The sequence below is a fragment of the Arsenophonus sp. ENCA genome (assembly GCF_002287155.1).
Classification (GTDB): domain Bacteria; phylum Pseudomonadota; class Gammaproteobacteria; order Enterobacterales; family Enterobacteriaceae; genus Arsenophonus; species Arsenophonus nilaparvatae.
On record NZ_NHNG01000081.1, the window covers coordinates 1 to 4,622 of the forward strand.

Here is a 4,622-nt window from a genome sequence, read left to right on the forward strand (position 1 = left end):
AGGTAACCATCTGGGCAGATACCGGTTTTCAAGGTATAGATAAACAGCATCCTAATACACAAATCCCAAAAAAAGGAACTCGAAAAAGACCTTTATCGCCTGAACAAAAACAAGAAAATAAAATAATCTCGGGCATCCGTATTACAGTTGAACACGCCATCGCGGGTATCAAGCGCCTCGGTTGCATGACCCAAATTTTACGGAATCGTAGACCCTTTATTGATGATACCTTCTTACTCCTTAGCGCAGGTCTTTGGAATTTCCATCTCAGAACAGCGTAAAATTTACTTCAATCACCGAAACACCCTTATTTCACTATTAAGCAACACGCTTAATGTTATTATTGGCATCAATTGATTCGAATGGGGCATATGTTGCTTCAGTTGCAAAGCGTATCGTCTCTTTTGGTGAGGCTAGTACTGATATGGATAGGCTGCATAAGATAATAGCTAACAGTGATTTTTTCATTACGTTATTCTCAATGAGATGAATGGGATAGATAATTTTCCAAGCCTTGAGTTTGTGGTCTAGTGAAACGATCAATATCGCCTTGCTCCACAATTACTCCTTTTTCCATATAAACTATCTTGCTCGCTGTTTTACGGGCAAAATCAATATCATGAGTCACTATCAGTTGGGTGATGCCCGTTTTTGATAATTCTTGTATAATATTAATTACTTGGGTTGTAATTTCAGGATCGAGAGCGGCTGTTGGTTCATCAAATAACAGAATTTCAGGCTCCATCATTAATGCTCTGGCAATTGCCACTCGCTGTTGCTGACCTCCAGAAAGATGCAATGGGAAACGATTAGCACATTCGGTTAACCGTAAACTGTGCAATAAATTTGCTGCTTTTTCTTTAGCTGTTGCCTTAGTTAAACCTAATACTAAACAAGGCGCTTCAATCAGATTTTCCATTACGGTCAAATGTGGCCATAAATTATATTGTTGAAATACCATCCGAACTTTTTGTCTTAACGCTCTGATTTCATTTTTTTTGGTTTGGCGTGAAAAATCAAAATGGTATCCAGCGATATTCAGTTGGCCTGAACGGGGCATCTCTAGTAAATTGAAGACACGTAATAATGAGCTTTTGCCAGCCCCGCTTGGGCCAAGTAATACCATCGTTTCACCCGTTTCACATGTCAAATTGATGTTGTGTAGGGCTTGCTCTTCACCATAAAAGCAATTAATTTGTTTTAATTGAATACTCATGCTAAAAAAATGAATAAATAAACAAGTTAAATAATGATAATCTTAATGGAATAATTACGCAATATGCAATTTCTACAAATAGACTAATATTGATATTTTATAAGGCTTTTTGGCTTTGCTAATCTAATTTTTTTATTTTTTATGCATTATTAATGCAATTTTATTAATTTTTTTAGCCATACCCTTGAATATAAAACGATGAATTGGGCTCATGATTAACCAATACATTAGTCCTGAAAAACCGGCAGGATGCCACCATGCTCTGACATCTAACGTTCGATATTTGCCATAATCCTTGATGGTAAAAGTTAAACGCCCTAGTCCCGGTGCTTTCATACCAAATAATAGGGTTAATTGATGTCCGGGTTTGATATTGATCACTTTCCAGCTATCAATCATGTCGCCTAAATATAATTCTTCACGTATAGGGCGGCCATATTTTACTTTGTTGAACATTAAATCATCAATCAAGGCGCGTAATTGCCATAAAATATTGGCGTAGAAATATCCTCTTTTGCCACCAATTTGTTGCACGATTTGCCAAATAGTTTGGCTAGTAGCGCGGGTTGTTAGCGTAAAACCGGCATCTTTCGGATAATAACTATATTTGTCACACCATTTTGTTTTTAGGATTGGATCTGAGCCCCAATCCGCTTTATTAATGGCATTAGGCGAGTGAATAAACGCTTGTTTGATTGCTTCATCAACGCTAAGCAATTTTTGCGGAATAAGTTGTTTTAACGCTTGATCATTAGCTGGCAGATTGTGCTGTAGCCCTTGAATTAAACTTTTGGTAATAGAGGGAGAGACTGAAGTTATTAGGCTAATGAACTGAATGGAAATTAATCTAATTGGGATAGGTAGCGGGATCAGTGGTCGATACTTACCGCTTGTCAGCATAAAGCGCTTGAAGAGTGTTTGATAATCAATATATTCCGGCCCACCAGCATCAAGTATACGATGCTCATTAGTTGGATGGGCTATCAATTGCGTCAGATAATACAGCATGTTTTCTAAAGCAATAGGATGAATAAGTTGTAAGTCATATCCCGAATTATTTCATAGGGCGCGGAGCCCGCACCAATAATAATTGGTGCCCGAATTTCTGTCAGCGGAATTTTACTTTCACGTAAAATTTCTCCGGTCAGTTTACGTGCCATCAGATGTTGTGAATGACAGCAATGGTTTTGTAGTGCGCTTAAATAGATAACTTGCTTTACTTGAGAGTGCTTGAGTACATTTTTAACATTAAGAGCAGCCAGGCATTCTTGTTCAATAAGATTATTATTAGTTGCCATACTGTGAACAAGAAAGTAAACGATATCAATATTTGTCATAATATTGTTTAAGGTTTTGGCTGCGAGTAGATCAACATAACAACATTCAGTATTTGGCCAATTTTGTGCTCTAGCCCAATCAAGTTGACGTGTTGCTGCGGTGATCATATGTCCTTGTTTGATTAACGCGGGGAGCAGATTTTGACCAATATAACCGTTAGCACCAAGTACTAAAATCCGTTTTTTACCCATGTTTGGTTACCTATTTAGCACCAGTGTGGTTGGCAGAAAATTTAGTTATCTATTAGGTGAAGAAGGCAATCAGTAATGGCGTCAATAGACTTAGTACAAAACCGTGGACAATGGCAGCAGGTACAATAGCCCCCCCCCCCCCCCCGTTGTAATATGGGTAGCGTAAAGTCCATCGATGTTGAGCCACAAATTCCCAATGCAGTAGAACGAAATTGATTGATAATAATTGGAATAAGCATAATAGCCGCTAATTCACGCATTAGGTCGTTAAAGAAAGCGGTACTACCAATGACTGGCCCGTAAGCGTCGGTAAGCAGTATACCGGTTAGAGAATACCAACCGTATCCGGCTGCAATCGCTAAACCTACTTTAGTAGGTAACCCTAATAAAAATGCCGCCAAAATACCACCGAGTAGCGCGCTGGTGGCAACAATTACCGCAATCGTTGCGCCTCTGAAATTGATTAAAATTTGCCGAAGATACATCCCACTATTACGAAGATGGCAACCCACCAATAATAATAAACAGATAAGGGTAATTTCAGTACCATGTTTGGCATAGGATAAAAATGGCCACTTTGTTAATCCTAACAAGAAACCTAGTATTAACACGCCACACAGTGGTAGTGAACTTAAAATCATTTTTAATCGAGAGAGTGGTTTATTGGTTTCCTGTTTCACAATTTTCCACGGAAAAAGTTTATCCAATAATAATAAAGCAATCAGGTTAGCGGCAAAGGTGCAGCAAAAGAAAACCATGGTATAGATAAAAATTGCAGTAAGATGAGTATTAATATTATCCAATAACGCCAAAGTGATGCCCATTAAAAATAAAATAATGTAAACCATCACGCCTAATAGGCGATGAGTAAGCGCTAAAATCTTCTTATTCTTGAAGCGAAACAGATAGCCTAGAGTTAACGGTAAAAGAATGATAAGTAGTCCTGAATACATAGTCCATCCTTATTACAATTAACGCTTTTATGGCGATGATTTTGTGGAAATAATGTGAAAAAGATAGGCAAAATAATGATAAATATTTTATAACAGACTCAAACTAGGCGCAATATCATAGAATAATATTTAAACGTAATTCATTTGCTCATAGGATAATCCAGTAACTATTGCTGATAGGCATAAAAAGAGGTTAACCATGTATTTGCAACAAGTGGAGATTTCCGGTTTTCGCGGCATCAATCGGCTTTCATTGACCTTAGATCATAATACTGTGTTGATTGGTGAAAATACCTGGGGTAAGTCAAGTTTGTTAGATGCGCTGACTATTTTATTATCACCTAAGCAGCCGTTATATCAATTTAGCCAACATGATTTCCATCACTTGGTAGATACAGATGAACAAGTCAATAATCTACAAATTATTTTGGTTTTTTGTGAAAACCAGTCAAATACACGAGTTTCGCAGTCTCTAAAAAAGAAGTATAAATTTAAAAACAAGAAAAAATCAGGATGTTCATATTTTGTCCGGTTATCCATGCATTAAAGATATCTATAAAATATTCTTACAAGTAAGCAGTGTAAGATACTCTAGTTTGGCGTTATCAGAAGTCAGCCCATCGCCTTTATCTCATGACACGGTTAGCCGATGGTTAAAAAGTAGATGTTTCCGCACTAAAGACCTATGGCGATTAGTTGAACCTTCTATAGACAAAAAAAGCCCTTGTGTACTAATTGCCGATGATACATTGATTGCCAAAACACGTAGTAGAAAAATAGAGATGGTTCATTATCAATAAACTAGTTGCTGAATAGAGACTTGCATTTTTTGTCACGCTATTGAGAATAAAAAGAGGTTTAACTTAGAGAATAAAGGTTTGAAATGATCAACAAAGAGCGGCTGTTACGAGATAATCGTTTATG

General features: G+C 37.2%; 4 protein-coding genes and 3 pseudogenes. 3 read left to right on the forward strand and 4 right to left on the reverse strand.

All coding sequences use genetic code 11. The features are described 5' to 3' along the window. On the forward strand, positions 1–281 hold a 281-nt coding region (locus tag CBG25_RS02435), incomplete at its 5' end, for a transposase family protein (protein WP_290603775.1). A 52-nt stretch (positions 282–333) separates the two neighbouring features. Here the strand turns inward: CBG25_RS02435 and CBG25_RS02440 are convergent. The 4 genes and pseudogenes from CBG25_RS02440 to CBG25_RS02455 all read right to left on the reverse strand — a co-directional run. Next, a pseudogene (locus CBG25_RS02440) lies at positions 334–468 on the reverse strand (arginine ABC transporter substrate-binding protein); the annotation flags it as partial. A gap of 10 nt (positions 469–478) precedes the next feature. Beyond that, positions 479–1,216: an arginine ABC transporter ATP-binding protein ArtP gene (artP, locus tag CBG25_RS02445; RefSeq protein ID WP_290604277.1), complete on the reverse strand. Its 738-nt coding sequence runs from the start codon at positions 1,214–1,216 to the stop codon at positions 479–481. Positions 1,217–1,348: 132 nt separating this feature from the next. Continuing rightward, positions 1,349–2,745, reverse strand: a pseudogene (locus tag CBG25_RS02450) (DUF2867 domain-containing protein). Positions 2,746–2,797: 52 nt separating this feature from the next. Beyond that, positions 2,798–3,698 (reverse strand): annotated as a pseudogene (locus CBG25_RS02455) (lysine exporter LysO family protein). Between the two features lie 199 nt (positions 3,699–3,897). On the opposite strand from CBG25_RS02455, the gene CBG25_RS02460 reads away from it, so the two are divergent. Together CBG25_RS02460 and CBG25_RS02465 are read left to right on the forward strand one after the other, a co-directional pair. Next, positions 3,898–4,245, forward strand: a complete 348-nt coding sequence (locus CBG25_RS02460) for a DUF2813 domain-containing protein (RefSeq protein ID WP_290604278.1) — start codon at positions 3,898–3,900, stop codon at positions 4,243–4,245. Beyond that, on the forward strand, positions 4,223–4,498 hold the full coding sequence (locus tag CBG25_RS02465) for a hypothetical protein (protein ID WP_290604280.1): 276 nt from the start codon (positions 4,223–4,225) through the stop codon (positions 4,496–4,498). Before CBG25_RS02460 ends, CBG25_RS02465 begins: the two co-directional genes overlap by 23 nt. Positions 4,499–4,622 lie beyond the last annotated feature (124 nt).

Coding starts and splice junctions, on each gene's coding strand:
- CBG25_RS02460 (WP_290604278.1), top strand. CDS start 3,898: ATGTATTTGCAACAAGTGGAGATTTCCGGTTTTCGCGGCATCAATCGG.
- artP (WP_290604277.1), bottom strand. CDS start 1,216: ATGAGTATTCAATTAAAACAAATTAATTGCTTTTATGGTGAAGAGCAA.